At 46.7% G+C, this 25590-nt stretch carries 29 protein-coding genes; 13 read left to right on the top strand and 16 right to left on the bottom strand.

The genetic code is table 11. From position 1 onward, the window contains the following. The first annotated feature begins 12 nt into the window (after positions 1-12). From pduL to B3157_RS05120, 3 genes are read left to right on the top strand one after another with little or no spacing between them, the layout of a single operon-like run. On the top strand, positions 13-606 hold the full coding sequence (gene pduL, locus B3157_RS05110) for a phosphate propanoyltransferase (RefSeq protein ID WP_292589325.1): 594 nt from the start codon (positions 13-15) through the stop codon (positions 604-606). Continuing rightward, positions 606-1400, top strand: a complete 795-nt coding sequence (locus B3157_RS05115; protein ID WP_099829005.1) for a DUF72 domain-containing protein — start codon at positions 606-608, stop codon at positions 1398-1400. The genes pduL and B3157_RS05115 overlap by 1 nt, the downstream gene beginning before the upstream one ends. Before the next feature lie 7 nt (positions 1401-1407). Further along, on the top strand, positions 1408-1737 hold the full coding sequence (locus tag B3157_RS05120) for a hypothetical protein (RefSeq protein WP_292589328.1): 330 nt from the start codon (positions 1408-1410) through the stop codon (positions 1735-1737). Between the two features lie 28 nt (positions 1738-1765). Here the strand turns inward: B3157_RS05120 and glgP are convergent, their stop codons facing one another. The 3 genes from glgP to rpmE form a co-directional block, all read right to left on the bottom strand. Further along, positions 1766-4333: an alpha-glucan family phosphorylase gene (gene glgP, locus B3157_RS05125; RefSeq protein WP_292589330.1), complete on the bottom strand. Its 2568-nt coding sequence runs from the start codon at positions 4331-4333 to the stop codon at positions 1766-1768. 155 nt (positions 4334-4488) lie between these two features. Further along, positions 4489-4857: a S1 RNA-binding domain-containing protein gene (locus B3157_RS05130; RefSeq protein ID WP_214059798.1), complete on the bottom strand. Its 369-nt coding sequence runs from the start codon at positions 4855-4857 to the stop codon at positions 4489-4491. 50 nt (positions 4858-4907) lie between these two features. Further along, the gene (rpmE, locus tag B3157_RS05135) at positions 4908-5117 is read right to left on the bottom strand and encodes a 50S ribosomal protein L31 (RefSeq protein ID WP_099829009.1); all 210 of its coding nucleotides are present in this window, start codon (positions 5115-5117) and stop codon (positions 4908-4910) included. Between the two features lie 62 nt (positions 5118-5179). On the opposite strand from rpmE, the gene B3157_RS05140 reads away from it, so the two are divergent. Together B3157_RS05140 and queA are read left to right on the top strand one after the other, a co-directional pair. Further along, the gene (locus tag B3157_RS05140; RefSeq protein ID WP_292589335.1) at positions 5180-6232 is read left to right on the top strand and encodes a ribonuclease; all 1053 of its coding nucleotides are present in this window, start codon (positions 5180-5182) and stop codon (positions 6230-6232) included. Next, the gene (queA, locus tag B3157_RS05145; protein WP_214059799.1) at positions 6213-7223 is read left to right on the top strand and encodes a tRNA preQ1(34) S-adenosylmethionine ribosyltransferase-isomerase QueA; all 1011 of its coding nucleotides are present in this window, start codon (positions 6213-6215) and stop codon (positions 7221-7223) included. The genes B3157_RS05140 and queA overlap by 20 nt, the downstream gene beginning before the upstream one ends. A 41-nt stretch (positions 7224-7264) precedes the next feature. On the opposite strand, the gene B3157_RS05150 is transcribed toward queA, so the two are convergent. The 3 genes from B3157_RS05150 to B3157_RS05160 are packed head-to-tail and all read right to left on the bottom strand — an operon-like array spanning position 7265 to position 11353. Then, on the bottom strand, positions 7265-8719 hold the full coding sequence (locus B3157_RS05150) for an AI-2E family transporter (RefSeq protein WP_292589338.1): 1455 nt from the start codon (positions 8717-8719) through the stop codon (positions 7265-7267). Position 8720: 1 nt separating this feature from the next. Further along, on the bottom strand, positions 8721-9716 hold the full coding sequence (locus B3157_RS05155) for an asparaginase (RefSeq protein WP_292589340.1): 996 nt from the start codon (positions 9714-9716) through the stop codon (positions 8721-8723). Next, positions 9713-11353, bottom strand: coding sequence for a radical SAM protein (locus B3157_RS05160; protein WP_292589342.1), 1641 nt, complete (start codon positions 11351-11353; stop codon positions 9713-9715). Before B3157_RS05160 ends, B3157_RS05155 begins: the two co-directional genes overlap by 4 nt. Positions 11354-11420: 67 nt before the next feature. Here B3157_RS05160 and clpX point away from each other — a divergent pair, with 67 nt between their 5' ends. Further along, complete coding sequence (gene clpX, locus B3157_RS05165) at positions 11421-12647, top strand: ATP-dependent Clp protease ATP-binding subunit ClpX (protein ID WP_349680365.1); 1227 nt, start codon at positions 11421-11423, stop codon at positions 12645-12647. Next, positions 12647-13639 carry a tRNA (adenosine(37)-N6)-threonylcarbamoyltransferase complex transferase subunit TsaD gene (gene tsaD / locus B3157_RS05170; protein WP_292589346.1) on the top strand — a complete coding sequence of 331 codons (993 nt, stop codon included), beginning with the start codon at positions 12647-12649 and terminating at the stop codon, positions 13637-13639. Before clpX ends, tsaD begins: the two co-directional genes overlap by 1 nt. Here tsaD and B3157_RS05175 read toward each other — a convergent pair whose 3' ends face one another. From B3157_RS05175 to rpmH, 7 genes are read right to left on the bottom strand one after another with little or no spacing between them, the layout of a single operon-like run. Continuing rightward, positions 13640-13873, bottom strand: coding sequence for an FmdB family zinc ribbon protein (locus tag B3157_RS05175; RefSeq protein WP_214060930.1), 234 nt, complete (start codon positions 13871-13873; stop codon positions 13640-13642). It lies immediately after the preceding gene. A 47-nt stretch (positions 13874-13920) separates the two neighbouring features. Further along, the gene (locus B3157_RS05180; protein WP_292589348.1) at positions 13921-14283 is read right to left on the bottom strand and encodes a cupin domain-containing protein; all 363 of its coding nucleotides are present in this window, start codon (positions 14281-14283) and stop codon (positions 13921-13923) included. After that, the gene (jag, locus tag B3157_RS05185; protein WP_214060932.1) at positions 14249-14956 is read right to left on the bottom strand and encodes an RNA-binding cell elongation regulator Jag/EloR; all 708 of its coding nucleotides are present in this window, start codon (positions 14954-14956) and stop codon (positions 14249-14251) included. The genes B3157_RS05180 and jag overlap by 35 nt, the downstream gene beginning before the upstream one ends. Before the next feature lie 32 nt (positions 14957-14988). Then, complete coding sequence (gene yidC, locus B3157_RS05190; RefSeq protein ID WP_292589351.1) at positions 14989-16335, bottom strand: YidC/Oxa1 family membrane protein insertase; 1347 nt, start codon at positions 16333-16335, stop codon at positions 14989-14991. Next, positions 16332-16574, bottom strand: coding sequence for a membrane protein insertion efficiency factor YidD (yidD, locus tag B3157_RS05195; protein ID WP_292589354.1), 243 nt, complete (start codon positions 16572-16574; stop codon positions 16332-16334). Before yidD ends, yidC begins: the two co-directional genes overlap by 4 nt. Next, positions 16519-16947: a ribonuclease P protein component gene (rnpA, locus tag B3157_RS05200; protein WP_292589356.1), complete on the bottom strand. Its 429-nt coding sequence runs from the start codon at positions 16945-16947 to the stop codon at positions 16519-16521. The genes yidD and rnpA overlap by 56 nt, the downstream gene beginning before the upstream one ends. Then, positions 16944-17078, bottom strand: coding sequence for a 50S ribosomal protein L34 (gene rpmH / locus B3157_RS05205; RefSeq protein WP_102819356.1), 135 nt, complete (start codon positions 17076-17078; stop codon positions 16944-16946). The genes rnpA and rpmH overlap by 4 nt, the downstream gene beginning before the upstream one ends. Positions 17079-17264: 186 nt before the next feature. Here rpmH and B3157_RS05210 point away from each other — a divergent pair, with 186 nt between their 5' ends. From B3157_RS05210 to B3157_RS05235, 6 genes are read left to right on the top strand one after another with little or no spacing between them, the layout of a single operon-like run. Next, positions 17265-18854: a DNA repair protein RecN gene (locus B3157_RS05210; protein ID WP_292589360.1), complete on the top strand. Its 1590-nt coding sequence runs from the start codon at positions 17265-17267 to the stop codon at positions 18852-18854. A 17-nt stretch (positions 18855-18871) separates the two neighbouring features. Continuing rightward, a complete protein-coding gene (locus tag B3157_RS05215) occupies positions 18872-19489 on the top strand; it encodes a HEAT repeat domain-containing protein (protein ID WP_102819358.1) in 618 nt (205 codons plus the stop codon). Continuing rightward, complete coding sequence (gene murB / locus B3157_RS05220) at positions 19471-20388, top strand: UDP-N-acetylmuramate dehydrogenase (RefSeq protein ID WP_103134017.1); 918 nt, start codon at positions 19471-19473, stop codon at positions 20386-20388. Before B3157_RS05215 ends, murB begins: the two co-directional genes overlap by 19 nt. Next, positions 20388-21365: an FtsH protease activity modulator HflK gene (gene hflK / locus B3157_RS05225; protein WP_292589363.1), complete on the top strand. Its 978-nt coding sequence runs from the start codon at positions 20388-20390 to the stop codon at positions 21363-21365. The genes murB and hflK overlap by 1 nt, the downstream gene beginning before the upstream one ends. Next, a complete protein-coding gene (hflC, locus tag B3157_RS05230; RefSeq protein WP_292589365.1) occupies positions 21365-22222 on the top strand; it encodes a protease modulator HflC in 858 nt (285 codons plus the stop codon). Before hflK ends, hflC begins: the two co-directional genes overlap by 1 nt. After that, positions 22222-22851, top strand: a complete 630-nt coding sequence (locus tag B3157_RS05235) for an IMPACT family protein (protein WP_292589367.1) — start codon at positions 22222-22224, stop codon at positions 22849-22851. The genes hflC and B3157_RS05235 overlap by 1 nt, the downstream gene beginning before the upstream one ends. 2 nt (positions 22852-22853) lie before the next feature. On the opposite strand, the gene B3157_RS05240 is transcribed toward B3157_RS05235, so the two are convergent. From B3157_RS05240 to B3157_RS05250, 3 genes are read right to left on the bottom strand one after another with little or no spacing between them, the layout of a single operon-like run. Next, on the bottom strand, positions 22854-24524 hold the full coding sequence (locus tag B3157_RS05240; RefSeq protein WP_292589370.1) for a penicillin-binding transpeptidase domain-containing protein: 1671 nt from the start codon (positions 24522-24524) through the stop codon (positions 22854-22856). Then, positions 24514-24894, bottom strand: coding sequence for a hypothetical protein (locus tag B3157_RS05245; protein WP_102819363.1), 381 nt, complete (start codon positions 24892-24894; stop codon positions 24514-24516). Before B3157_RS05245 ends, B3157_RS05240 begins: the two co-directional genes overlap by 11 nt. Next, positions 24891-25589, bottom strand: a complete 699-nt coding sequence (locus B3157_RS05250; protein ID WP_292589372.1) for a hypothetical protein — start codon at positions 25587-25589, stop codon at positions 24891-24893. The genes B3157_RS05245 and B3157_RS05250 overlap by 4 nt, the downstream gene beginning before the upstream one ends. Position 25590 lies beyond the last annotated feature (1 nt).

The raw sequence follows: 25590 nt of genomic DNA on the forward strand, positions 1-25590 counted from the left end.
GGAGGTGTTTTTGTGAAGCTTAAGCAACCTGCGATTAAATCTGGAGTTTCGAATCGGCATTTGCACCTGAGTGAGGAAGACATCGGTAGACTCTTTGGAAGTGGTCATCAGCTCACTCCAATAAAGGATCTGGGTCAACCCGGACAGTTTGCATGTGACGAAAAAGTGATCCTTGTCGGTCCGAAGGGAGCAATAACAGGAGTGAGGGTACTGGGGCCTGCAAGAAAGGCAACACAAATAGAAGTATCCAGAACCGATGCCTTCTCTCTGGGGATCAAACCCCCGATAAAGGATTCTGGCGACCATGCCGGGACTGCCGGTCTCACGATTGTAGGACCAAAGGGAACGGTTGTACTGAACTCAGGAGTGATGCTGGCAAAAAGACACATACACATGACTCCTGAGGATGCAGAAGTCTATGGTGTGAAAGACAAGGATATCGTTATGGTTTACGCGGAAGGTGAAGGGACTAGAAGGGTAATCTTCGACGATGTTCTAGTCAGAGTACATTCCAGCTATGCGCTTGAATTCCATGTCGATGTTGATGAGGCCAACGCTGCAATAATAAACAACAACGATCCTGTATACATAATCGAGGAGCTATAGTGATCTATTTGGGAACGAGCGGATACTCATTTCCCGACTGGGTAGGAACTGCTTACCCCGAAGGAATAAGCTCTTCCCAGATGCTCAGGTATTATCACTCTGTCTGGAAGTTCAATTCTGTTGAACTGAATTTCACATACTACAGGATGCCATCGCTGAAGACGATAACAGGCATTTTACGGAAGATTCCAGGGGAGATGACTTTTTCTGTGAAGGCGCCTGGCCGGGTGACTCATGAATTATGGAAGGGTGATTCAAGGGGCCTAAGGGAAGTCTCAAGTGAGTTCTTTAGTGCTTTGCTTCCCATGAGAGAAGAGGGCAAATTGGGTCCGACTCTCTTTCAGTTCCCGTGGTCTTTCAAATTCAATGAAGGAAACGTGATGTATCTTGAAGAGGTTGCCGACTCTTTCGATCCAGAGAGTAATCTTCTCGCTTTCGAGTTCAGACACGATAGTTGGGCGAACAAGGCCACTTTTGAAGCTCTGGAGAGGATTGGAGGAATACCCGTCACGGTCGATGAACCATCTATCGGTGAGTTGTTTCCTTATATCCCCAGCGCCGGTGCCAAAGGTGCTTATTTCAGGTTCCATGGCAGAAACTCGAACTGGTTCAGAAGTAGCGGGAGCGAAAGATACAACTACGATTATTCGGAAGTTGATCTGAGAAGTTTTGCCCTCGATGTGCTAGAATTTCATAAACGTGATATGCCCGTCTATGTGTTCTTTAACAACTGCTACATGGGTAGGGCAATTCATAACGCTCTTCAATTGAGAGAAATGCTAGGAGGTGCCTGAATAGACGATGACGTTTCCTGATTATATAAATGTTGTTTTGAGGATGATAGCTGAGGGAAATGAAAGCCACGAGATTTACGAACAGCTCCAAAAGCTGGGACTAAGAGAAGCAGAGATTGCCGAAGTCTACAATGCGGTTGTCGGCTTTATTTCTTCGGGTTCAGAGTCGACGGAGACCATTCTGGACGGTGAATACGACCCTAGGAAGAGAGTCTTCCTTGATGAAGAACTTAGAGCCATCATGACCGTTCCCGGTCTGTATAAGTCGCTGCTATGGGGAGCGATTTCTTCTGGAGAGTTCGAGAGAACTTTGACAGATTTCTCTATGAATAATTAAAAACCCGCCTTAAAGGCGGCGGGTTCTTTCATACAATCCATTTCGCAGCAGGTATGAAGTATCTGTCAGGCAACTTGTCAGGGTTTGGAATTACCCTTACGGTATAGGCCAGATCGCCCTCTTCGGATACGGTGAACTTTCCTCCGTAAACGTATTCTCCATGAACGTCTTCCTTAACGAGCTTCATAGGGTACAGACTGAAACTGTCCAGCTCTCCTTCTTCGTTCATCTTTGCTACGAAGATCTCGACGAGAACTTCAGAGGGATCGAGTGTACCCAGATAGATATTTGCCGATAGAGATATCTCCTGACCTACCTTTACTGACTTGGCTGAGGATTCTCCCTGCACGTTAGGTTTGATCCTTATGGCGTTCCAGCTGGAACTGAACTTGTCTTTCCACACGGCTGCGCTCTTGGCGAGTTTGAAGCCATCTCTTTCAGCTTCTTCAGAAAGATCTGCAGCGGGGAAATACAGATTGTTCGCATAGTCAATGATCATCCTGTGAGTATTGAATCTACTCCCAATCTCCTTTATGGAGTTCTTCATTCTTTTCGCCCATTGCCTTGCAACACCGTCTTTGTCTCTTGAGTAATAGAGAGGTATTATCTCCTTCTCCAGAGTGCTATATATCGAGACCGAGTCTATTCTGTCCTGGAGCTCATGGTCCTTGTAGTCTCTGTTGTCTCCTATGGCCCAGCCGTTTTCCCCATTGAAGCCTTCAACCCACCAGCCATCGAGTACGCTGAAATTCAAAACGCCGTTCATGCCTGCCTTCTCACCGCTCGTTCCGCTGGCTTCGTGCGGTCTCCTCGGTGTATTGAGCCAAATGTCAACCCCGCTGACAAGATGCCTTGCGATATTCATATCGTAGTTCTCGACGATGATTATTCTACTCTTGAACTCGGGGGTTCTGGAAATCTCATAAAGCTTTCTTATAAGCTCCTTGCCGGGATCGTCTGCAGGATGGGCCTTTCCGGCAAAGACAAACTGGACAGGTCTTTCAGAGTTAGTGATTATTGATTTCAATCTGTTGATGTCCTTAAAGATAAGAGTTGCGCGCTTGTATGTAGCAAATCTCCTGGCAAAACCAACTGTGAGCACATTTTCGGGAAGGGCTTCCTCTACTTCCAGAAGATCTTCTATCGTCTCTCCGAGTCTCATTCTCTGTTTCTTAAGCCTGCCCTGAAGAAATCCTCTTGCCCTTGACTTGAGGGACATGTGAAGCTCCCAAATCTCTTTTTCGGGAATGCTATCGACCCCTTCCCACACCTCTGGGTCGTATACCTTTTCATGCCAGCCTTTAGGCAGGTACTTGTCGAGCAACTCGACGAGGTTAGGATTGAGCCACGTCCAGATATGGACACCGTTCGTCACGTGGGTTATTGGAACCTCAACTGCGGGCAAATCCGGATATATGTGGTTCCACAGGTTTCTGCTCACTCTTCCGTGTAGCTTGCTTACGCCATTGGCGAGCGCAGACAATCTCAACGCTAGAACGGTCATGCTGAACTGTTGGCCCCCGCCTGGAACCTTTTCGATCCCTAGATCCATGAATTCGTCTCTTTCGGCCTTCATTTTGCTCCAGAAGTCCCGGAAGTACTTGTCAATCATGTCGAGACTGAACGTATCATTGCCTGCAGGGACCGGTGTGTGAGTTGTGAAGACACTGCTCGTCTTGACAATCATAGAAGCCGTCGAGAAATCCATTGAGTCTTTCTGAACGAGCTCTCTTATTCTTTCGACCGACAAAAAGGCAGCGTGACCCTCATTCATATGCCAGACTTTTGGAGAGTATCCGAGCATTCTTAGGGCTCTAACTCCACCGATGCCTAACAGTATTTCCTGCTTTATTCTCATCTCGCGATCTCCACCATACAGAGTAGCCGTGATCTTTCTATCATCGGGCTCGTTCTGAGGGATATCGGTGTCGAGAAGATAAAGCGACGTTCTGCCTATGGCTGCCTTCCATATCTTAGCCCATATTTTTCTTCCGGGAAAATCAACATTCACGAACACTTCATCACCGGAAGCATCCAGCGCAGGAATTACCGGGAAGTCTTCAAACTCATAGGAATGATACATATTCTGCTGCCATCCAGATTCATCTATCATCTGCTCGAAGTATCCATTCCTGTACAGAAGGCCGACTGCGACGAAGTTAAGTCCTAGATCGCTTGCTGTCTTAAGATGATCACCGGCTAGGATTCCAAGGCCGCCCGAATAGATTGGAAAGGATTCATGAAAGCCATACTCCGCACAGAAGTACGCTATACACTGATTCTTTCGCTCACCATGGGCCCTTTCAAGCCAGGTGTCCTTCCCAGCAATATACTCATCGAATTGCCTTACTACGCTTTCGTACATTTCCGCGAAGTCTTTGTCTTCAGAGAGTTCATAAAGTCTGTTCTGGCTGACCCTACGAAGCAAACGGACCGGACTTCTCTTCTCCTGATACCACATCTCAGGATCCATGTATCTGAACATTTGCTGAGCAGGGTAATTCCAGCTCCACCAAAGGTTTCTCGCAATCTCTTCGAGTCTATTCAGTTTTTCTGGCAGTCTCGGTACCGCCATAACCCTTTCGAGGAAGTACATCAATATACCCTCCTAAATTCTGGTGTTATGTCCAATTATACCTTGTTAGGAACGATCTTGCTCTTGTATTGTGCTCTTGCACATTGTTACTGGTCGGTATGCCAAACAAAAAAGGGAGCACCGCTCCCTTTTTATATCTCTTGGACTATTCTGCATTATGGCCTTTTACGGATACCTCTTTTCTTGTCGAGTCTTCTCTTAAAGGCAGATATCTTCTCGCCGCTATCTCTCATGAACTTGGCCAATTTCTTTTCGAAGTCCTGACTTGTCGTTCCTTCTTCTGAACCCTTGCCCTTGAGATCCTTGATTGACAGCTCCCACTTTCCGTCCTTCGTTGTCCCAAGAACCTTTGCTTCCACTTTCTGACCGACTTTGAGATAGTCTTCAATGTTCTTCACGTACTCTCTTGCCACTTTGGAAATATGAATGAACCCTTCCTCACCGCCTTCAAGATTTACGTACGCTCCGAATTTCTTGACAGAAGTTACACTTCCCTCAACAACGGTACCCACTTTCACACTCACATGACTAACCTCCAATTGACTATATACTTGAGAGAGCGCAGAACGCTGACTCAGTAATTGTCTCCGTATTTGTTTCTGAACTTCTGTACTCTTCCTTCAGTGTCGAGAATCATTGAAGATGCATCTCCACGGAAGAAGGGGTGGCAGCTGGAACAAAGGTCAATCTTTATGTTGTCCTTTGTCGAGAAGAATTTGTGTTCTGCGCCACAGGTACACTTTACGGTAATCAGCTTCATCTCAGGGTGCATTTCTTTTTTCATCGGGGCTTCACCTCTTCATGTTGTAATTTGCACAAAACTCATTATATCATAGAGAGGAAAGCGTGTCAAAGACTTACTTATGGCTGAAAGCTGTCGTAGAATGGAGAATAGTGATGATTACAGATGTTTTGGGTAGACTCAAACAGTCGGCCTCTTCTCAGGGCTTCTATACTTATTATAGCAAAAGAAAGGAACACATCGAAAGACTGTCCAGTCACCTTAAGAAGAACCCTGTGAGTAGTGCAGCAATCGCAAAGGTAAGAAAACGGATTCCCGATCTGAGCTCTCTCTCTTATGAAGAGATGGAGTTTTCAATAGACATCCTTAGAGAACGAGACAAATCACCTGAAGAAAGGGTCGATTATGTTTCGTCTCTGTCGGAAGCTTCTCTGGCCAGTATCGGTCATTTGCTTTTCTTGATCGATCCCAGAAATAACCCGCCCGTTACCGGCCCTATCATAAAGGAAATCAAATCGGTAGACGACTATAAAGAATGGCTTTCCTTCTGTAAGTCAATCGGCAGACATGGAATCCAGAACTTCGTCATGCTTGAGGCGGCGCTACTGTACGAGAGAGACGATTTAGCCCAGAAACCCGATCTTGCTTACAGAGTTGGCCAAGCGGTGTATACTAACATCACTGAACTCGAGCTGTTGAGAGGGGCGATTTCCAATCTGTCCAGGCAGGAGAGGAGAGGACTGGCGAATCTAAAGTTCACGCATCCGTATGTGAAAACGGTCCTCTTATCTAGTCACGCAAGATCGGTAGTTGTAGATGGAAGCAATATAGTATTCTCGAAGAGCGATCATGCCGATCTTAACAGAATCGATGACCTCTTCCTTAGAATGTCGTTTTGTAGAATCGCCTTGTTCCCTTACAGGATCGTCTTTGATGCCAACATCAGGTATACTCTCGGCGGTTTCCAGCAGGAAAGCCTTAACAGACTGCTCTCGTTGCCACAAGTCGAGACCTATTCACCTGCTGATGATAGGATAATCTTCCTCGCGAGAGAGAACAACTCAGTGGTTGTCACCTACGACAGATTCCTGGATCATTTGGTTGATGATATAAAGATAGTGCGGCCGGAGGACATACATGAAAGTCTCAGACTTTGATTACGATCTTCCACAAGAATTGATTGCTCAGGAACCCGCTGATCCGAGAGACAGCTCTCGACTACTGGTGATCAACAGGGAGACAGGCCTATTTGAACACAGAGTCTTCTCAGAAATCACTGAGCTCCTTCGTCCGGGTGATGTTCTGGTGTTAAACAACAGTCGGGTCGTCCCGGCGAGACTAATAGGTAGAAAGGAAACAGGTGCCAGTGTGGAAGCCCTCTTGATAGAAAAACTGGGCTCAGGCCTCTGGAAAGCGATAGTGAGACCTGGTTCCAAGATCAAGCTGGGAAATGAGCTTATCTTCAGAAGCATCTCTTGTAAGGTCGTAGAACACTGTGAAGACTCTAGCAGAGTCCTTGACTTCCATGGAGCTGCCGATGAAGAGATAAAAGAGGCCGGTCTCCTTGCGATTCCTCCGTATATTCACAAGTATCCGGACAATCCCGAGTCTTATCAGACTGTGTATTCGCAGAGGGAGGGCTCAGTCGCTGCCCCTACCGCAGGGCTTCACTTCACGGATGAGCTTCTCGGATCCATTGAGAGCAAAGGAGTCGCTATTGAGTACATCACGCTTCACGTTGGAATAGGAACATTCAGGCCGGTGAAATCAGAGGTCTTGAATGAGCACAAAATGCATAGCGAGTACTTCACGGTATCATCGGAAACGGCAAAGAGGATAAATGACGCGAGAGCAGAATGCAGGAGAATTGTCGCTGTGGGTACCACAACAGTTAGAACTCTTGAAAGCATTGCGACACGACACGGGAAACTCGTGGGAGACAGCGGCCAGACGGATATATTCATCTTTCCACCTTACAGATTCCGGATAATCGACTCGCTTGTCACAAACTTTCATCTCCCGAAATCGACTCTCCTTATGCTCGTTGCTGCTTTTGCAGGGAGAGAATTGATTTTCTCTGCTTATAAACAAGCTATCTCTATGAAATACAGATTCTTCTCCTTTGGAGATGCATGTTTTATTATGTGAGCTTCGGGTAGATCATGACAGTCGCAGTTCGTAGCTATCTCTTACTCGCCGAGTTGACCCTGTTCCTCTTCTTCGAGCATCGGTGAGAAGAAGTGGATCCACATCATCTTCAATATAATGCCAAACGGAACGGCAACAATCGCGCCAAAAAGCCCGAGCAACTGTCCTGCCACCACAATCATCAAAATGACTATTACTGGATTGATTCTGTTGTAGCCCTTCATGAATACCAGGAAAAGGATGAAGGCCGCCGCGTGAACTATTACTAAAACGACAAGGAGTATCAGGACAAGAACGAGATTCTGTGTGGATACGGCTAGAAGAACGAGGGGCACAATTTCAAGTGGTACTCCCACTATGGGTATGAGATTAGTAAAAGCAGCCCAGAGCCCCATTAGGAGGCTGTATTTCAATCCCATCGACTGAACCACAATGCCGACTACGATCCCCACAATCAATGCTATCAGAACTACCGAGATCACGTACCTCTCAAGGTTCTTGTACGTGTCTGAAAGGAAGTTGAGAGCAATATCGCGAATCCTCTTCGGATAGAGTTTTGGAGCGAACTCCTTAACTGTCAGAAAGTAGTAGCTTAGGTAGATCGCGCCCACTATCGTGAAGAAAAGAACGAACCCCGTGGTGGTTACGAAACTGGGCACCTTTTCCAGTACTCCCGGAAGGAATTTCATAAGGCTGTTCTGCACCTGAATGAGGAAATTCCTTACGCTTTCATAAGTTGCCCTACGTCTTGCCGGATCGATGTTTTTCGGCATGAAGTATTCCACTACATCTTTCCACAGTTCCTGTGACTGGACTATCATTGCATTCTCCATTACGATGGCAGAAAGCGACTCGGCCACTTCGGGATTCAGATAGTTTGCCACGATGCCATGAATCTCGTCAAATGAAGCTTGCTTATACTTGCTACTGCTGACAATCACAAGATAGTCACTGCGCTCTTTGAGAGTCTCCTCAAGCAGAGCGAGATCCTGTTCCAACCCCTCCGGGTTTGCAGGTATGGGCCTCATTACGTCAACGAAATAGTTCTTCAGATCTTTAGACAGTAGATCGAGCGAGTCGATCTCTTCATGAGAAAGCTGTGCGAGGAGGTCTTCGTCCGAAAGAAATCTGTCGATGTTCGCATTCACTTCGAAAGAGGTAATTTCAGCCTCCTGAACGGAAGGGAAGAAATCTCTGACAATATTGTAGAATTTCGAGGCCTCCTTTGCGACAGGAGTCGTCAGGAAGACAATCAAAAGAGTTATTCCTGCGAACATAATAGTCAGTCCAATTCCCAAAGAGATTGAACGCTTGATTCTAAAATACTTTTGTGCGAACCTTGTCCAGGGTTCAAGTAAAAGAACAACTGTGAAAGTCGCAAAGAGAATAACGGCAGTTCTTAGTGAAACCGAGAATACCACAAAGCAAATTGCAAGATAGAATAATGTGAATACCGCTGCTTGAAAACGAGGTTTCTTCAGTACTTCACGTCCCACGTCATGCCCCCTTCAAAGGGAGTTTAAAGAGTCTCTCGATTTCCGCCATCTCGCTTGTGATCCCCATTATAACTATCAGTTTGATTCTTGCTTTTATTGAGGACAACTCCTGAGCAAAGATCGCGCCCAAATCGGCCAGACTCTTTCCTCCACCAACATATCCATAAACTCCAAGAACCCTTCCCTTGAAACACCTTGAAGTAATGATAACAGGAAACTCTTTCGCTCTTATTAGGTATTTTACTACGTGATAGACTTCAACGGGTACGTTGCCTCTCCCAAATGTCTCAAGAACCAATCCTCTGAAGCCCAGCTCGGGCAGAATTCTGAGGATCGAGCCGTCATCGCCAGTGAAGGTCTTGACAAGGGCGACTTTCGGTTCAATCTTATCAACGTTAAAAACCGCTCTAAGCAAAGGCTTTCTGAAAAAGATAACTGAATCTTCGTCAACTATTCCAAGCGGGCCATGGCCAGGAGAGTCAAAGGTCGCAACGTTGCTGGTGTAGGTCTTTGTTACCTCTCTGGCTGCGTGGATTTCGTCGTTCAGGCAGACCATGGTTCCCATTCCAACTGCGAGCGGATTGACAGCAACTCTGACAGATGAGAGCACATTTCTTGGACCATCGGTTCCCATTTCGTCGATGTTCCTCATTGCTGCTGTGCAAATCACGGGTTTCTCGCTCCTTATTGTTAGATCGAGGAAGTAGGCCGTCTCCTCGAGAGTGTCCGTTCCGTGAGTAATGACTACTCCGCAAACTTCCTCCCTGTCTAAGAGCCCCTGCACCCTCTTAGAGAGGTTCCACATGGTCTCCGGGTTGATATAAGGGCTTGGGATGTTTGAAAACTCATGGTGCTCAACAAGAGCTACTTCTTTAAGCCCCTCGACATTGGCCACGTGTTTGTTTAACCCCGGAGCCGGAATCGAAGCCCTTGTAACAGGGTCGGTTACCATAGCGATAGTGCCGCCTGTAGTAACTAAAACGACTCTCTGCTTCATATTTGCTTTCCTCCTAGTTTTGTCCTAACCAACGATAGTGTCTTGTGCGTTTCGGGTCCCACAATCTCTACCAGTTCTTCTACCGTCTTGGGTCTCTTCATAACTAGCGATCTTGCCCTATCTTTTCCTATTCCGGGCAGATATTGGAGCTCTCTCTCACCGAGCTCATTCAGTTCAGTTCCAACGGGAAGGCCGGTTACAGATCTCATGCCGTGGTCAATAACGACAAAGTCGGTCTTCTCTTTAAAGCTTAGAGGAGTACCGACCAGAATAGGATAAGTACCCAGAGGTCTGCCAAAGTGAACCATTCCATCGCTGTATTCCGGAAGGACGCCTCGTATAACCGCTCCAACAGGGAAGACTGCCCTTAGCATCGAAGTGTCTACTGATTCTCTTATACGCCGTTTGTGATTTTCGAACAATCTATGATCGATTTTCGGCCTCTTCATCTTGGCAATCGCTGCCCCCTGAAAGACCATTACCTGCCTTATGTTTATTCTTCGTACAAGTAGCCCCTTGTCTCTTATGCAGACCAGGTTTTCGTAGTCCGCTTCGTAACTGTTTCTGCTATGTCCTGGAAGACCATAAAGCAAGTTGATACCCGGAAGCAGTTTCGGGACACCATCAACTCTTGTACCACCTACTTCATTGACCAGATCAATAGCGAACATTATGTCTTCAACGCTTCCTCCGAGGTTATTCCTCTCCCGAACTTCGTTGTCGAAGCTCTCCACGCCGAAAGAAATCGTGTCTCCTGCGGAATTATACCTGACTATCGATTCAAGCACGGATCTCGATTCGACGGGATGGTTGGCAATGAAAATCGGATTTCCGTTGTCAATGTGAAGCACTTCGGGTTCCAGTATGTGTCTGGCTGATTTGAAAAGTTCTTCAATTAAACGTGTATCGAGTTTGTCGCTATTCTTGTAGTAACCGTACGCGATCACGTTTGCACTCCTTCCGAACCTAATTGCCTTTACGCCGAGCCTCCTCAGCGCTTCAAATTCCGAGATAATCCCCTTTAGGTTTCTCCACTCAAAACCTCCGTAGAGAATAGATTCAGTGCAGAAAGAGCAATAGCCGTCACTTCTCTCACAGCCTGAAGATATGTCGATTTCAGCTATTACATCTGGATAAGAGGGATGAAGTACGATAATATTCGCTCCGGCCTCGTACAGCTTGTTCAGCAGCGAATAACGCGAACCGTCGTAATCTATGCCAAGCAGCTCAGCGAGCTCGAATTCGTCCCTGAAGAGATGATCTGCTCCTAGAAAGCGAGGAGCAAAGGCGGTTGTACCTCCTCTCAGAGTATAGCCAACAGACACTAAGGGACCGCTGACGATTTTCACCGGGTCCTTATTCGCTTCAAGAAGTCTCGATATTTCGGAGCTGGATATCGGGGTTCCTCCTAAGTACCTGCCTGAGGTTGTGACCCCCCCATATACTAGAAGAAAATCGTAGTCGTTTGGTCGGTTCCAATGGTTGCCACTTCTTACCTGATCTATAGTAAGGTAGTCTGTCTCAAATCTCTTAAGCAGAAAGGCGCCGGCCAAAGCCCTGATTCTTGGCGATATGTACGGCGGTACTCCGAAGGCCGCCGGTTCATCGGTGTATCCGTCTATAATGAGAGCCTTCATCAATTACCTCCATGTGCGTGCTATGTGCGTGCTATCCTATTACAGTGTATAATAAAAGCACCGATTAATGGGAGGGAAAGTTTTGCCGTTTGAGAGATATTGTTCGTTCTGTGGAAGATCAGAACCGCAGGTAAAAAAGTTAATATCGGGAACGGAAGGGTACATATGCAATGAATGTGTCGAACTATTTCATGACATAATTCAGCAGGATCAGAAAGCAAGAAAGGCGCCCGGTAAGAAGCTCCCAACTCCTGCAGATGTCAAGAAGGAGTTGGATCGCTATGTGATAGGCCAGGAGAACGCGAAGAAGACAATCTCAGTCTCCGTTTACAACCATTACAAGAGAGTCTTCAATGATGTAGATGATGTCGAGATTGAGAAGTCGAACATTATGCTAGTTGGCCCGACTGGCTCGGGAAAAACCCTCATAGCAAGGATCCTTGCACGTATTCTCAATGTGCCGTTTGCGATTGCAGATGCGACACCTCTTACCGAAGCTGGATACGTTGGAGAAGATGTTGAAAACATAGTCCTAAGGCTGCTCCAGTCTTCGAACTATGATGTGGAGAAGGCACAACTCGGGATAATATACATAGACGAGATCGACAAGATAGCAAGAAAATCTCCCAATCCATCGATAACTAGAGATGTTTCTGGTGAGGGAGTACAGCAGGCTCTATTGAAAATCGTCGAAGGGACCGTTGCGAATGTTCCGCCGCAAGGCGGAAGAAAGCATCCTTACCAGGAATTCATAAAAGTAGATACGAGCAACATTCTGTTTATTGTAGGTGGTGCTTTCGACGGTCTAGACAGCATAATTAAGCAAAGGGTTCTAGACTCCTCCATGGGGTTCGGGGCAAAAGTCAAGGGGAAGAATCAACTTAGGCTTGGTGAGGTTCTCCAGCAGGTCGTTCCCGATGACTTGATTCAATACGGCTTGATTCCTGAGTTTGTGGGTAGGTTCCCCGTATTGGCCGCTTTGAATGATCTCGATGTTGAGGATCTGAAGAGGATAATGAGCGAGCCGAGAAACGCTATCATTAAGCAATACCAGAAACTGCTGGGGCTTGATGGTGTCGAGCTGGAATTCTCCGAAGGTGCATTGTCTGCGATCGCTGAAAGAGCTATGAAGAGAGGGACTGGCGCCAGAGCTCTTAAGAGCGTGATGGAGCAGGTAATGCTTGATATAATGTATGATATTCCAACAATGAACAACGTGGAGAAGGTTGTCATTAATGAAGACGTCATAGTCCATAACTCTTCTCCGGAGATAATCTCTAGAGAATCTGCCTGATGAAGGTTCTTGCTCTTGAAAGTTCGTGTGATGAAACAGCGGTGGCCATCATTGAAGATGGCCATCTTCTCTCTTCTGTAGTCTCTTCTCAGATAGATGTTCACAGGAAATTCGGCGGGGTTGTGCCGGAAATCGCAGCAAGAAAGCATCTAGAAATAGTTGACAAGATTGTCTCCGCTTCACTCGATGAGGCGAATTTGAGTTTGGAAGAAATAGATGTCTTCGCCTCGACCATGGGTCCCGGGCTTGTGGGATCTCTGCTGGTCGGGTTGTCTTTTGCAAAAGGGATGGCCCTTGCAATGAACAAAAAGTTCATCGGTGTGAATCACTTGTTTGGTCATGTCTATGCGAATTTCCTGGAGTACCCTCAACTGAGACCGCCCTTCATGGTGCTTTTGGTATCGGGAGGTCACACCGAAATTCTTGTGCTTGAAGACTGGAATAGAATTGAGCTTGTAGGAAGGACAAGAGACGATGCCGCAGGTGAGGCCCTTGATAAGATTGCGCGGCTGCTTGGGCTGGGTTATCCGGGCGGTCCTGCAATACAGGAGGCAGCACAGAAAGGAGAAGTCAAATATCACTTTCCAAGGCCGCTTCAAGAGAAGGGTAATTTCGACTTTTCATTCAGTGGCATCAAAACTTCAGTCCTGTACTTCTTGAAGAAGAACCCGTCGGCCTCGGCTTATGATGTCGCGGCATCTGCTCAGGAAGCTATAGTCGATTCGTTGGTTACGAAGACATTCCACGCAGCCGAGAGTAAGGGTCTGAAAGAAGTCGCCTTTGCCGGTGGGGTTGCATCGAATTCTCGCTTGAGAGAGAGAGCGAATGATCTGTCGGAAGAGTCGAAGATAAGAGCTTTCTTCCCACCTGTTAATCTATGCACGGATAACGCGGCAATGATCGCGATGGTTGCATATGAAAAAGCTAAGAGGGGATTGTTCTCCCCTCTTTCAACAAACGCAGTGCCTTACCTAAGCTTAGATGTCTTTTAATTATTCTGATTTGCTAGTAGAAGTTGAAGGCTTCTTGCTGCTATCAACAGTCGGAGACTTCTTTGAATCTGTGCTGTAGTAGCCTCCACCCTTAAAAACAACTCCCACGCTGTTCACCAGTTTCTTCAGATTGCCCCCGCATGCTGGGCAAACCGTAAGGGGTTCATCGGACATTTTCTGGAAGGCTTCGGTTTCTTCTCCACAGTCTTCACACTTATATCTGTAAAACGGCATGTCGGTCCCTCCTTCGCATCAAATTCTATTTATCAACTGTATCTATTCTATTCCTCATCTGCCGAAGATGGAATCACACAGATGAATTCGAGATTTCCCTTTCCTGTGTTCTTGAACTGATGCTTCACTCCTGAAGGAACGAAGACGTAGCTCCCGGCAGATGCCTGGACCTCGCCCTGATTCGTAACAACTGTCGCTTCACCCGAGACAATGAAGACTTCATGTTCCCACAAATGACTGTGATGAGGACTATGACCTCCTTCTCCAACGGTGAACAACCTCATGACGAAGTTTTCGGCGCCTTTAGCCTTTCCTATCAATACTCTCTTGGAGACCTTCCTTGCACTTTCATTGTCGAACAGCTGTGGTTCAACTTCATGCGCTTTGCCTATCAGAATTCGGTCTGACACTTTCGTAGCGCCTCCTCTTTGGATCAGATTTTCTATCGTAAGAGTGTTTTCTCTCGCTGTATTCGACAACAACTTTCCTGTATGGCTCGAATCCTACGGAATAACTCTTGAGCTCTTCATACTGCGAGATAACTTCGTGAACGAGTCTGCGCTCAAAGGCTAACATTGGCTCCATTATGATCTTGCTTCTCTTGGAAAGAGCCGACTTTGCTGTCCTGTGAGCGATTTCTTCAACCAGTCTCTTCCTTTCAAGTCTGTAGTCCCCTATGTCGACAGTTACATTAACTTTGGTAGGAGCCATCCTGTTTGCATAGATATTCATAATATGCTGCAATGCGGCCACTGTCTTTCCGTGTTTTCCAATGAGCCTTGCCACTTCTTCGCCTTCTATTCGAACTCTGTAAGTTCTTCCGACGAGCTTCACTTCGGAAAAAGTCTCTTCGTCAAAGCTTTTGAGTATTCCCTTAAGGAAGTCGTGAAGTTTCCTTTCCCAGTGTTTGTCAAGAAGAGAGACTTCTATTACCGATTCCTTTGATCCGAAAATTCCTAGAAAACCCTTTGAGCCTTTCTCCTTGATAGTAACTTCCATTTCGTCTTCGTAGGCACCGAGATCAGCCTGAGACAGCCTTATCGCCTCTTCAACGGTCTCGGCTCTGTATTCAATTGGTTTCATCTCGAACTAACACCTCCTGAGCTCATCTCTGTCTACTTCGCAGGTTTTTCTGGCAGACTGAGCATCTGCCTCAAAGTCAGCCCCTTTATTCCGTGACGTCTGTAAACAACCCAGCTAATCATTAGCTGTAGCACACTCTGGGTTGTCCAGTACAGCAACAACCCTGATGGGAACGTTGCAAATAGAATCGGGAAAATGATCTGCATAATTACTCCGGATCTTGCAGATCGCGCATCTTGAGCGGTCAGCAACGAACTATATATTCCCACAACGACCGTGATGATTATGAAGGGAATGTTCATGACAAAGTTGCCAACGGATAGATCCTTCCAGATCAAGAAACCCGGAGAATATGCCATCGCTTCACTGAAGTACCGAATCGCGTTGTAGAGAAGAATCAGCACGGGTAACTGAAGAAGTATCGGGAGACAGCCGGAAGCGGGATTGTATCCCTTTTCCTTGTAGAGTGCCATCATTGCTTCCTGCTGCTTTCTCGGGTCCTTGTACTTCTTTTTTATTCTATCAACATCCGGTTGCAGCATCCTCATCATCAGCATTGACTTCGTCTGAATATGATAAAGGGGATAGAGGATGAATCGCGTTACTATAGTGAAGATAATCAGCGCCCATCCGAAGTTCCCAGACCACTGGTAAAGCCAGAAGAGGAAGTAGACTATCCCATGGTAGATCCATGAGAAAATGGTCACCCCGCCAAAGTCTTGGAGATCTTTGACTATTGCGTCGTAGTGTTCTGGAAGGGCCTGCTTAATATGTATTAATCTCATTGGGCCTGCAAAAGATTCCAGAACCCCTCTTCCACTTTCAAGCTCGTATCTCTGGAACTTAAATGTCCCCTGGTTCGACGCTACTGCAAACAGCGTCTTCTGGCCGCTGAACTTGTCATATGTCATATAGTAAGAGGAATCGGGTCCCAACGTTTGATTTTGGTAAGATATGAACGGCAAAGCGACCTCTACTCTCTGGTTGAAATCGAACTGAACTTTGAAATCATAGTAAGGACTGTTGAGAATAATGAAAGACTTACTGCCCTGCTCGTAATTAAATGTCACAACTATGTTTCCGTCGATATCCTCCCTGTATGAAAATGAAGTTGGAAGAAGCTCGTTTCCTTCAGCATCGAATACGTTAAAGCCGTCTTTGCCAAGACTTTCGTTGTAGACATAGAACTCGACTGTTTTGTTATCGGCATAACTCGTAACTCCAAGAATCAACCCTCTCACTGTGTCGAGGGTAACCTTGAGCGTTTTGCCTGAGACTATGAGTGTACTGGTTCCTTCCTGAGTAACTAGTTCTTTGCTCGATACAGAGAGCGTGCAAAGTGTCATGAAGATCAAAGTAAGAAGTATCGCTCTTCTCATTTTCCGTGCCTCCTCAGTAGCGTGAAGTGATCTGGTACTTCATCGAAGCCCCCTGGATTGAAGGGATTGCATCGGAGTATTCTCCATGTTCCGAGAACGAGCCCCTTGAAAGCTCCAAATCTCTCTATAGCTTCATATGTGTATGTTGAACACGTGGGACAAAACCTGCATCTTGGGCGGGTTCTAGGTGAGATCTTTCTTCTGTAGAAATCTATTAGAAACAGTAGTATCTTTTTCATCGGACGTTTCTCCAATTTTCTCAGCGATTCGTTTGATAACGAGCATAATGCCAAAGTACCCAACTTCTCTCTCTTTAAACAGGTCAGATAAATCCTTTCTAGCAATGAAAAGTATATCATACCCCGCGGGGAAGACTGATTTATTAGTCCTGTAAACCTCTTTCACCAATCTTCTGAGTCGGTTTCTCACGTGCGCCTTGCCAAATTTCCGTTTTATCGATACTCCAATACGAGAAAAAGGCAGACTATTCTTAACATACAATACAACAAAAAAAGGGTCAACAATTGACTTTCCCTTTTTGAAGACTCTGTCGAAGTCTGCCTTTCTTCTTAGTCTTTCTGTTTTACTAAGGGACTGATCCTTCAGATTCACACAGACAGTCTCTTTCTTCCCTTTCTTCGTCTACTTGCCAGCACTTTTCGGCCGCCAACCGTTCGGGATCTAACAAGAAAACCATGTGTTCTGTTCCTCTTAACTCTTGATGGTTGATATGTTCTTTTCATTATAAACAACCTCCAGTGAATTCGTCACAGTGAACATTATACGGAGTGTGGCAGGGACTGTCAAGGCGCCGATATGCCGGTGTCTTGCCGGACCGAAAGCAGAGTCACTGAAGGTACTGTTGATCGATAGTATAATAGATTGATGTATGAGTTCCACTTGGACTATACACTAAGTTGGAGGAAAATATGCTGCTATCGCTGGCAGGAAGGGATTTTCTTACATTCAGGGAGTTCTACGTTGAATTCTCTGAAGGAATGAACGCAATAACCGGTGAATCCGGAGCAGGGAAGACTATCTTTCTTAAGGCGCTCTTGACAGTGTTAGGATTCCCTCCCCAATGGGATAACTTTAATGCCGGAAGTATTGAAGGAAACTTTGTGGTCGACGATTCTTTGAGCTCGAAACTGAGAGAAACGGGAATCGAGATTCAAGAAGATCACCTCCTTGTAACGGTAAGTTTCACTGGGCAACGGACGATTTACAGGATAAACGGGAGGATGGTGCCAAGGCAGATTGTTCAGACTGCCTTCAGCGACAGGGTAGAGGTTCACTCTCAGCACAGCAGTGTTAGTCTTCTAGACGAGTCTAAGCACCACGAAATTTTGGATCATGCGCTGAAAGGCGAAGAGAGCCTTACAAATTACAGAGAGCTATATGGAGAGTTTTTGAAGGTCAAGCGCGAGTTCGAATCGTTCAGTGTAGACCCTGCTCACATAGAGAGAGAGAAGGACTTCTTGAGTTTCCAGATTAGCGAGATAGAAGAGGCGGGACTGCAGCCGGGCGAGGATGAAATCGTAGAGATGAAGTATACAAGATATAGAAACGCTCAAGCCCTCTTAGATACGTTTCATGAGCTGCGAGAGCTTCTTAAGGACGGCGATTTGTCTGTTTATAACTCGCTTAACGATGCAGTTACTATAGTCGAGAGAATTGAAAGCTTTGGATATGGTGAGTGGCGAGAAAATCTCCAAGTTGCACTAGAAGAGCTCGACTCCCTGTACTCGAAGGTCGAAGAGGAGAGAGGTTCCCTTGACATCGACGATGAAGAGTTTACATCGATTGAGAACAGAATGACCTTAATCCAGGGGCTGAAGAGAAAATACGGTGATTCTGCAGATGCAATACTCTCTAAGCTCGAGACGTTCAAAGAAGAGTTGAGGTCTCTGCAAGAGCTTGAGGAGAGAAAAGAGAGGCTGAAGAGGCGTGAAGAGGATCTGCTTGACAAATTGAAGAAGACCGGAGAGATTCTCGACCAAAAGAGATTGGCCAGGGCCAGGGAGATAGAAGAGCAAATAAGAGTTCATCTTGAAAGCCTTAGGATGAAAGGTGCAGAACTGAAGTTTCATTTGCGCCAGGAAGAGATACCGAGAAACTACGGTACTTCCAGAGTGACGATGATTGTGAAGACAAATCCCGGAATGAAATTTATGGAGATAGGTAAGGTGGCCTCCGGAGGGGAACTCTCAAGGTTCTTACTGGCGCTTGAGTCTGCTTTGAGAGAGCAGCTGGATCTTAGAACGATTGTGTTTGACGAGGTTGACTCTGGTGTTGGGCAGAGGCTGGGAGCGGTAGTGGCGGACAAACTGCGAGAGATCTCGCAGGAGATACAGACTATAGTTATAACCCATCTTCCCCAAATTGCTCAGAATGCAGACAAGCACTTTGTCGTCAGAAAAGAGCAGTTCGGTTCCAACACCATTTCGAGTATAGAAGAGCTTCATGGCTGCTCTAAAGAAAGAGAGATCGAGGAAATGAGCGGCCAGATTCCAGATTGAGAAATGAGGTGCGTCTAGTGAATAGAGAAGAGCTAATAAACAGGATAGTTGAAGAAAAGGGAACGGAGGCGATTCCTGCTCTTCTTGACCTTCTGGTCAATGAAGACAGCGAAACTGCGCACATTTGCTTTGATGCGCTCTTGCAGATGGGAGAGGCAGTTGTTCCGCTTCTCATAGAGAAGATGCGAATAACGAATATCGACCCCGTCTCCAGGCTGTACCTTGCGGACCTCGCAGGTGAAATAGGTGACAGGAGAACCGTTACAAACCTTTATGAGATGCTGAAAGATTTCAGTGACGAGAGGTCTCAAGTCGTTATCTACGAGGCTCTTGCGCGCCTGGGTGAAGGAGAGAAGGTAGTGGGTCTTCTCTCTTTGATGCTTAGTGAGAACAATGACTCGGAACTCCGAGACCAAGTCATAATGGCTCTAAGCAGCACTAATTCCTCAATGGCTGTCAAGGCGCTTGCTGAGTTGTATGGGAGAGAGACGACCGACAAGTCTACGAAGGCCTTCATTCTTGAAGCAGTTCACTCAATTCTCTCAAGGAGGTATGAATTGAAGAACTATCTCCAAAGCCTTCACAATGGTAGGGAGATCACTGAAAGGCTTTATCAATGGCAAAAAGAGAACTGACAGACTGTTTTGATATCCTCTATTCTTTGGGGGCGGATGTAAGGCTTAATGAGCCTCTGAAGTGGCATACGACGATCAGGGTAGGAGGTCCTGCAAGAGTCTTTGTTCAGCCGTATTCCGTTGAGTCGCTTGCGGAAATCGTGAGCTTTCTGAAATCTGAGGCGATTGAATTCAGAATCATCGGAGGAGGTTCAAATATCATCTGTCCCGCCCGCTTTGAAGGAGTTGTAGTCTCGACCAAGAATCTGAACTTGATGAAGTCCGAAGGAGAGAGGGTCTTCGTTCAGGCCGGGACCAGTGTCAATACTCTAATCTGGCACTGTTTATCTGAGGGGTTGACTGGCCTTGAATTTCTCACCGGACTGCCCGGTTCTGTCGGGGGGGCGATTCTCATGAACGCGGGTGCCTTCGGTGGCGAACTCGGGAATCGCGTTGCCAGAGTGACTTATCTGGATGAAAGCAACAGGGCAAGAGAAATCGACGGGAAGGCCGCTGGTTTTTCTTACAGAAGCAGTATTTTCAGATCCAGCAACAAAATCATCCTCGGAGCCGAGTTCGCTCTTAGAAGAGGAGAGAAGCTTGAGATCAGTAGAAGGATGTCTGAGATCCTGGCGAAAAGGCTTGAGAAGCAGCCGCTTCAGTATCCCAGTGCAGGGAGCGTTTTTATGAGACCGAGGCCTGACTTCTATGTAGGTTCCTTCATCGAAAAGTTAGGTTTGAAGGGTTTTAGGGTCGGGGACGCTGAAGTATCCGAAAAGCACGCAGGGTTTATAGTCAATAAAGGAGACGCCAGCCAGGAAGACGTTTTGAGTTTAATTGAAGTGATCAAGCGAAAAGTAAGAGAGGCTGCAGGCGTCGATCTTGGAACAGAGATAGAAATCTGGAAGGAGGTTGGATAATGGTTGACGTAAGAATTGAGGAACCTGAAGATAATTTCACAGGCGGTGGAGGCCCTAAGAAGAGCTTTTTATGGTCCGGGCTTTTTGTGCTGCTGGTTATTGTCGCAATCGTTGCCGTGTATTTCTTGAGCGGGTTTTTCCTGGTTGGGCCCGATCAGGTCGGACTGATCAAGAGATTCGGAAAGTATACAAATACCGTCGGTCCAGGACTTGGATACCATCTGCCATTTCCGTTTGAGAGCGTAGTCGTTGTAGATACTTCGAATTTGAGAAAGCAGGAAATCGGTTTTAGAACCGTTAGAACAGGTACTTACCAGACCCTGGCAAATGAGTCTCTCATGCTCACCGGAGATGGAAACATCGTCTCCGTGGAAATGGTTATCCAGTATTATGTTGGGGATCCGGCAAAACTCGCCTTCAATATCGTGGATGATGGCGACATCGTGAAGTTCACAACAGAGTCGGTGCTTAGGGAGGAAGTAGCTTCCAGCACTATAGACTCAATTCTCACAACCGAGAGAGACACAATCTCAATTCGGACCGCAGAGAGAGTCCAGGCCGAACTTGAGAGGCTCGGTACAGGCATATTGGTGAAAAACGTGTTCCTGCAAGAGGTGGCGCCTCCAAAACAGGTTATCGCCGCATTCGACGATGTGAACAGTGCCAAGCAGGACAAAGAGAAACTCATATATGAGGCCGAGAAATACAAGAACGACCTCATTCCCAAGGCAGAAGGAGAGGCGGCTCAATTGACTAGAGTCGCGGAAGGCTACGCACAGGAGAGGATTCTCAATGCAGAAGGAGAGGCGGATAGATTCCTTGCGATTCTCCAGGAGTACGAAAAGGCTGCGGAGGTTACTCGAACCAGGATGTATCTGGAAACGCTTGGTAAAGTACTTGGAGAGGCCAGTAAGACCGTTGTTCTTGACCAGAGCAGCGTCCTTAAACTCCTTGATCTTGAAGGGAGCGAGAGATAATGAAGTATAAATTCATCATTCCGATTGCTATTGTGGTAATAGTTGCGGCAGTTATGCTGCCTAGCTTCTTCTTCATACTTGACGAGACTGAACAGGCCGTGGTCCTTCGATTTGGCGAAATACGCGAGTCAGTTACCGAGGCCGGTCTTTACACCAAGACTCCGTTCATCGACTCTGTAAGGAAGTTCGACAAGCGAATTCAGATCTACGATGTTGATGCTGAGAGGATCTACTCTAGGGATAAAAAGACGATTCTTACAGACACCTTCGCGCTATGGAGGATAGTAGATCCCAGGAGTTTCGTAGAGACAATGAAGTCAGAACAGATCGCACTCACACGGATAGACGACATTGTGTACTCTCACGTAAGAAATACTTTTGGGAAACTTGATTACGATGACATCATCTCCGGCCAAAGAACCGATGTCCTCGACGAGATAACCAAACTTGCCGCAAACGACATGAAGGACTTTGGGATCGAGATAATATCTGTACGTGTTAAGAGGGCCGACTTGCCCGACGAAAACAGAAATGCTGTCTTCGAAAGAATGAAGTCCGAGAGAATGCAGGAAGCTTCATTGATTAGAGCCGAAGGGAATAGAGAGGCTCAGAAGCTTAGGGCGGAGGCCGACAAAGAAGCGCAGATAATGATGGCAACTGCACAGAAGGAAGCAGATATCATAATTGGGATGGGAGACGCTCAAGCTCTCACCATTTATGCAGATGCATTCAACAGAGATCCGGAATTCTACGAGTTCATGAAGAGGCTGGAAGTCTACGAAAAGACACTTGCCGATGCCAATTACATTCTCGGACCTGCTATGGATTTCATAGATAAGTTTTCAAGAGGAGAGTAATGGATTGTACGAAATCACTGCTCGAAACCGGAAGCAGTGAGATAAACATCAAGAAGTCAAAGTTCATCGGCTTCAGTAAGAGGTGTGAGAACGAGGATGAAGCAAAGTCACTAATAAAGGCTGTCTCGCAGGATCACGCAGGTGCCGACCACTTTTGCTGGGCGTATCGTATTTCGCTTCCAGGAAGGGAAGTGGCTAATTACTCCGACGGTGGAGAGCCTCATGGTTCTGCAGGGCAGCCAATACTTGGATCGATCTGTCGACTCGAGTTGACCGATGTTGCAGTGGCAGTCATAAGGTACTTCGGAGGAGTTAAGCTGGGAATACGAGGACTGATAGACGCCTATGGTGAAACGGCCCTGAAGGCCTTGAGGTCAGGAAAGCCAGCTCTGTTTTGCCCGGGAGTTGAGCTAGCTGCCGAGATGAGCTACAGTCAGTGGAACGACTTCAGCAGATTGTTCGTGGAAGGAAGAGACTTCTCCGTTCGAAATGTAGACTACTCTGATAGGGTTATTTCAACGCTTGCGGTCAGAAAAGAGAATATCGATAGGGTCGGCTACTTCTTCGAAGAGAGAAGGATTCTCTTCGAGATGGGAGATGAGTTGAGTTTTGTGAGCCCGGTGGAATGATTCTACCGGGCGTATTCTGTCACATAATAATCCATAATCTTTCTTGAGATTTGTGAAGCCAGGCCCGATCCGTAGCCGCCTTCGTGAACGAACACCGTAACAACTATCTCCGGTTCATGAAGAGGCATGAAACCTGTAAACCAGGAGTGAGCCGGTTTCGAACCTCCTTGTTCCGCAGTACCGGTCTTTCCGGCGGCCGTCTCTTCAAAACCTCTGAATGCAGAGTATGCGGTTCCCGCATCGGCGGCACTTCCACCCTTGCTTATGACATCTCCCAATGCATTGATGAGAAGATCCCAATCGCTGTCTTTCAGATTGATTGCTTCTCTGCTACTCTCTTTCTTTGAACCGATAAAAGGAATGATCTCGATCCCTCTAGTCGCGATTTCGCCTGTTAACTTTGCCAGCTGCAGCGGAGTCATGCTGAGATAACCCTGGCCTATTGATATCTGAATCGTGTCGCCAGGGAACCAGCTTTCCTCAAGCCTCTCACGTTTCCAAGTGGGGGAGGGCATCAAGCCGACTGACTCCTCGGGAAGATCGATTCCGGTAGGTTTAAAGACCTCCCACAGTTCTGCGTATCTGTTGATCGTGTTGATTCCCAGTTCTAGACCGAGCTGATAGAAATAAACGTTGCAAGATACTGTTATAGCTTTGGCAAGATCGGTCTTTCCGTGGCCGTAAAGGTTCCAATCTCTGTACACTCCCTGAACCACGCCTCGACTGTCTTTGTACTGAAAAACCCCTCCGCAGTCGATCTCCTTTGTGCTGTCTTTCCCTTCTGCCAGAGCCACCATGGCAATGAACGGTTTGATCGCAGAGCCTGGTGAGAAGGGGCTCAAAGCTCTATTTACCAGAGGTCTCGAAGGATCGAGATTAAGACGGTCCCAATCCCTGTTTGAAATCCCCGTTGTGAAAAACATGCTTTCAAAGCTTGGCACTGAAACAAGAGCGAGAACCTCTCCGTCGGTCTTCATTACAGCAGCTGCGCCGGTCTTTCCGGTTTCGTTTATGAGGTTATAGATATATTCACTCATTTTAGAATCTATTGTGATCTTCAGATCATCTCCCGGCAAAGGGGGTATTTCGCCTTCGAGGCTAATCTGCCTTCCTAAAGCATCGACACGAATGAGCTGTTCACCGGGAGTTCCTCTGAGGAGTTCGTTGTATTGCTTCTCTATCCCCATAACCGGTTCCCCATCAGACTTTATGTAACCCACTACGTGAGAGATTCCAGGATTATCCTGGTAATGCCTAATGATCCTTTCCGAGACTTCCAACTCGGGAAAGTCATTCAGTCTCTCTGCGACCGAAGCTGGTAGGACTGTCTCAACGCTGCCAAAAACCTCGAGACGCCGAATCAGCTTTTCCATTTTCTCTCTGTTTTCTGAAGCGTCAACCATCATACTCTTCAGATCTTCAGGAAGAAAGACGACTTTCTTCGTAATCCTGTAATAAGGTGCGTCCCAAGCAAGAGGGATTCCGTTGCGATCAATAATCATGCCTCTGGGAGGAAGGATGGAAATGGATCTACGGCTTATACTCTCTACCTGTTTCGCATACTTCTCTTGGTTGACTATCTGGTAATCGTAGAGCTTATATACAAACAATCCCATCACTAGAAGGAAAAGCACGAAGAAGAGGTCAAACCTCTTGGCACTCTTAGTCTTCAATGCTCAACCTCCTCAGGATGCAGAATGTTGCCAGAAAAGGAACCAGGACACCAAAGCTCGTACCCGAAAAAAACACTCCAGCAAGACCAATAGCTGCCGATGTGAGCGCTCCGAAACTGAGCGTCCGATATCTCCCGTGAATCGCCAACGCCGATAATGTAACGATCAATGAGAGCACTATAACCATGCTGATTCCAGACAGAGCCATCCCCACTATCCATGAAATGACCAGCGCAACAGAGAGAACAAAAGCGATGTTTCTGGTTGGAAGGAAGACGAGCAATGTCAAATATGCAGGATATAGAGGTATGAGATCTCCAAATCCGAGATCAAAGTACAGAGCAGGGACTATCAGTAATAACCAGGTCATTCCTGCCACTCCAGATAGACGAAGTAATCACCAAAAACATCTGGAGTATTTACTAGATAGTCGCTTCCGTGGAGTCCGGCGATTTCGCCGATTAGATCAATCTTCATGGTCTTGTAGTACCCATAACCCTGAACCGTCGAAGCGATTCTTACTTGATCACCGCTCTCCAGATAATAGGGGTCGAAAGTAGAGAAGTACAGCTTACCTCCACTCGAGTAGACAGCTCCTTCAACTGTTCTGTTATCCCTCTGTACTACGGCGGAAATCCTCACACCAGGAGCCGTTAATGGTGAGACCATAACATATCCGTCATGCGAGCTCTTCACAACACCATAGATGGTCGAAGAAAAGACCGAAACAACAGGAACTCCCTGAGCCGCGCTTCTATCAGTAGTCATGATGGCGGTGTTGTTTCGCTCGAAGCTGAAGAATGCGACTCTCATTGGCAGAGGATAAGGAAACCTGTTGCTGAAAGATTCAGCATACCTGTTCAGGTCTCTGATGACTCGATCGATACTCCTGAGTTGAAATACCGATCTGAAGAAGTTCTCTATGTCTACTCTGATATTTATCAGCGGCAGGGCAAGGGTTTCAAGCAAATCACTCATCTTTCTGTTCACTCCAGATACTTCTGAAAGTGTCAGAAGGATGAGAAAGATCATAAGAATCACTACTGCCGCCTCGGCGAACTTCACC

Source organism: Mesotoga sp. UBA5557 (assembly GCF_002425715.1).
GTDB lineage: Bacteria > Thermotogota > Thermotogae > Petrotogales > Kosmotogaceae > Mesotoga.

Coding starts and splice junctions, on each gene's coding strand:
- B3157_RS05120 (WP_292589328.1), top strand. CDS start 1,408: ATGACGTTTCCTGATTATATAAATGTTGTTTTGAGGATGATAGCTGAG.
- glgP (WP_292589330.1), bottom strand. CDS start 4,333: ATGTACTTCCTCGAAAGGGTTATGGCGGTACCGAGACTGCCAGAAAAA.
- rpmE (WP_099829009.1), bottom strand. CDS start 5,117: ATGAAAAAAGAAATGCACCCTGAGATGAAGCTGATTACCGTAAAGTGT.
- queA (WP_214059799.1), top strand. CDS start 6,213: ATGAAAGTCTCAGACTTTGATTACGATCTTCCACAAGAATTGATTGCT.
- B3157_RS05155 (WP_292589340.1), bottom strand. CDS start 9,716: ATGAAGCAGAGAGTCGTTTTAGTTACTACAGGCGGCACTATCGCTATG.
- B3157_RS05160 (WP_292589342.1), bottom strand. CDS start 11,353: ATGAAGGCTCTCATTATAGACGGATACACCGATGAACCGGCGGCCTTC.
- clpX (WP_349680365.1), top strand. CDS start 11,421: ATGGGAGGGAAAGTTTTGCCGTTTGAGAGATATTGTTCGTTCTGTGGA.
- tsaD (WP_292589346.1), top strand. CDS start 12,647: ATGAAGGTTCTTGCTCTTGAAAGTTCGTGTGATGAAACAGCGGTGGCC.
- B3157_RS05175 (WP_214060930.1), bottom strand. CDS start 13,873: ATGCCGTTTTACAGATATAAGTGTGAAGACTGTGGAGAAGAAACCGAA.
- jag (WP_214060932.1), bottom strand. CDS start 14,956: ATGAAACCAATTGAATACAGAGCCGAGACCGTTGAAGAGGCGATAAGG.
- yidC (WP_292589351.1), bottom strand. CDS start 16,335: ATGAGAAGAGCGATACTTCTTACTTTGATCTTCATGACACTTTGCACG.
- yidD (WP_292589354.1), bottom strand. CDS start 16,574: ATGAAAAAGATACTACTGTTTCTAATAGATTTCTACAGAAGAAAGATC.
- rpmH (WP_102819356.1), bottom strand. CDS start 17,078: ATGAAAAGAACATATCAACCATCAAGAGTTAAGAGGAACAGAACACAT.
- B3157_RS05210 (WP_292589360.1), top strand. CDS start 17,265: ATGCTGCTATCGCTGGCAGGAAGGGATTTTCTTACATTCAGGGAGTTC.
- murB (WP_103134017.1), top strand. CDS start 19,471: ATGGCAAAAAGAGAACTGACAGACTGTTTTGATATCCTCTATTCTTTG.
- hflK (WP_292589363.1), top strand. CDS start 20,388: ATGGTTGACGTAAGAATTGAGGAACCTGAAGATAATTTCACAGGCGGT.
- hflC (WP_292589365.1), top strand. CDS start 21,365: ATGAAGTATAAATTCATCATTCCGATTGCTATTGTGGTAATAGTTGCG.
- B3157_RS05235 (WP_292589367.1), top strand. CDS start 22,222: ATGGATTGTACGAAATCACTGCTCGAAACCGGAAGCAGTGAGATAAAC.
- B3157_RS05245 (WP_102819363.1), bottom strand. CDS start 24,894: ATGACCTGGTTATTACTGATAGTCCCTGCTCTGTACTTTGATCTCGGA.